Annotated in this window: 2 protein-coding genes; both read left to right on the forward strand. The window is 71.1% G+C overall.

Going from position 1 to position 2792, the window contains the following annotated elements; all coding sequences use genetic code 11:
* On the forward strand, positions 1-763 hold a 763-nt coding region (locus tag D588_RS0114390; RefSeq protein ID WP_017916482.1), incomplete at its 5' end, for a methyl-accepting chemotaxis protein.
* A 686-nt stretch (positions 764-1449) separates the two neighbouring features.
* The coding region (locus tag D588_RS24890; RefSeq protein WP_017916483.1) for a HAMP domain-containing protein at positions 1450-2792 on the forward strand (1343 nt) is incomplete at its 3' end.

The raw sequence follows: 2792 nt of genomic DNA on the forward strand, positions 1-2792 counted from the left end.
GAAGCAGAACGCCGAACACGCCCGCCAGGCCAATCAGTTGGCGGTGGGCGCCGCCTCGGTCGCCTCGCAGGGCGGCGCGGTGGTCGGCCAGGTCGTCGAGACCATGAGCGGCATCGAGGCCTCGTCGAAGAGGATCGCCGACATCATCTCGGTCATCGACGGCATCGCCTTCCAGACCAACATCCTGGCGCTCAACGCCGCGGTGGAAGCGGCGCGTGCCGGCGAGCAGGGCCGCGGTTTCGCCGTGGTCGCCAGCGAAGTGCGCACCCTCGCCCAGCGCTCGGCCAACGCCGCCAAGGAGATCAAGACCTTGATCGACGACTCGGTCGGCCGTGTCGCCACCGGCTCGGCGCTGGTCGATCAGGCGGGCCGCACCATGAGCGAGATCGTGGCCTCGGTGCAGCGTGTCACCGACATCATGGGCGAGATCTCGGCCGCCTCGCAGGAGCAGTCCGCCGGCATCGAGCAGGTCAACCAGACCGTCACCCAGATGGACGAGACCACCCAGCAGAATGCCGCGCTGGTCGAAGAAGCCACCGCCGCCGCGCGTTCGATGGAAGAACAGGCGGTGCAGCTCAGCGATGCAGTCGCGCTGTTCAAGATCGACCGTGTCGCCACGATCGCGCCGCCGGCCGCGGTCCGCGCGGCACCGGCGAAGCCGGCGGCGCGGGTTGCGAGCAAGGCCGGCGCGGCGCCGCAACCGGCGGCACGCCGTCCGGTCGTGGCCGCCGCCAGCAACGGCGACGCCTGGCGGGAGTTCTGAGGCCGCTGTGGCCAGGCGCACACGGCCTGGCCACCTCGCCTGCACCAGCGGCACATTCCGCCATTCCCTGCCTGATCGAACGCCGGCTGTCCCGACGCGCGCTCGACACGCGCCGCCATCGGCCATCGCCCCGCGCCTCCTCGCCATCATCGCGTGCCTGCCACGGCGCGCCAGCGCCCGACTGCCCCTGCCTCGCCCGACCTCGATGCCAGCCCGGCACGGCCGGATCACGCCCACTGCAGGCGACACCAGCGACGGCGGCGCGGCACGTCCATCGGCGAATGGACCGAGCGAGGACATGCCAACACGCGCCGGTCACCGCGGTTCCCGCAGCCTTCTCGACAGGCCTGCACATCCCGGAATCGTGCGGCCGTTCGCAGATCGCGCAGCTCCTGCATCGGCGCTGCATCCGCAGCGCGCCGCAGCGCGTATGTCCTGCCCACTCCTTTCCTCACATGGGCGCCACAACCCTGATGGCCGCATAACTCCGCCGAGATCACAGATTCAATCTTTGTCTCAAGCCGCCGCTAAAGATCTGCCCGATTCGGCGGAGTGCTGGCGATCCCCTCGCATGCACGCGTCTTCGCCCGGCGAAGTTCGATCGCTGTCCGCCCCCCTGCATTCCCATCGCATGCGCTTGCTCGCGAGCGCATGCCTTCTTTCGCTTTCCCCCAGAGACCCGCGCAATGACGTCGCACTCCGCGAACCACGCCGCTCCGCCCGCCTCCGACCGCCGCTCGCGTTTGCGGGTCTGGCACGACCTCCCCATTGCGCGCAAGCTCAGCCTGATCGGCGTGCTGGCCTTGATCGGGCTGGCCATTCCCCTGCTGCTGTACACCCGCACCCTCAGCGACGGCGTGGAGGTCAGCCGCGCCGAGCTGCGCAGCTACGCGCCATTGCGCGAGATGCTGCGGCTGCTGGCGGCCCTGCAGGAAGAACAGGTCGGCGCCGTCGCCGACACGGCGCAGGCGCGCGACACCGCGGACCGGGCGCTGCGCGAACTGCAGCGGACCGTGCCGGCCCTGCCCGGCTTCGAGCGCAGCACGGCGGCGCTGGCGCAATTGCAGCAGACCCTGCAGACCAGGCGCAGCGACTTCGCGGCGGTCGCCGACCAGGCCGACGACGCGCTGGACGCCCTGCGCGACGACAGCCAGCTGGTCTATACGCCTTACGTGGAAAGCTACCACCTGGTGGTCAGCAGCCTGATCTACGCCCCGGTGACCAGCCAGACCCTGACCCGGCTGGACGCGATGCGCGACCCCTCGCAGGCCGGCGCCGACACCCCGGTCCTGCGCGCGCAGATCGCCGAACTGGCCCGCGATCAGGGCCGCCTGCGGCATGAGCTGAAGAAGGCGTTGGGCCTGCTCGAACAGCCGGATCCGGCCCTGTCGCAGTCGGTCGCCGCCGAAGCCGCCGTCGCCGATCGCGCCCTGCCGCAACTGGCGCAGGCCCTGGACGGCGGCAGCGCCGATGCCGATCAGCGCTGGAACGCGGCCCTGCATGGCTGGGACGAGGCCTTGCACGGGCTGAGCGCCACCGCGTTGCAGGCGCTGCAGCGCCAGTCGCAGCGTCATCTGGACGCCTCGCTGCAGGCGATGTGGACCGCGGTGGCCGGGCTCGGCGTGCTGACGCTGCTGATCGCGGCGATCTGCGCGCACACCCTGATCACCCTGACCCGCAACGTGCGCCGCGCCGCCGGCGTTGCCGCCGACATCGCCGAGGGCCGCCTCGACGCCCGCATCGTGGTGCCCAGCCGCGACGAAAGCGGTCGGCTGCTGGCCGACATGCAACGCATGCAGCAGCAGCTGCGCGAGGTGCTGGCCGCGCAGACCGAGATGGCGCGGCGCCACGATGGGGGCCAGACCAGCTATCGCATGGACGAGAGCAGCTTCCCCGGCGACTACGGGCGCATGGTCCGCGACAGCAATGCCCTGGCCGCCGCGCACATCGCGGTGACCGAGCGCCTGGCGCAGATCATGGGCCGCTATGCCATCGGCGACCTGTCCGAGGACATGGACCGCCTGCCCGG

It is taken from the genome of Xanthomonas sp. SHU 308 (genome assembly GCF_000364645.1).
Taxonomy (GTDB): domain Bacteria; phylum Pseudomonadota; class Gammaproteobacteria; order Xanthomonadales; family Xanthomonadaceae; genus Xanthomonas_A; species Xanthomonas_A sontii.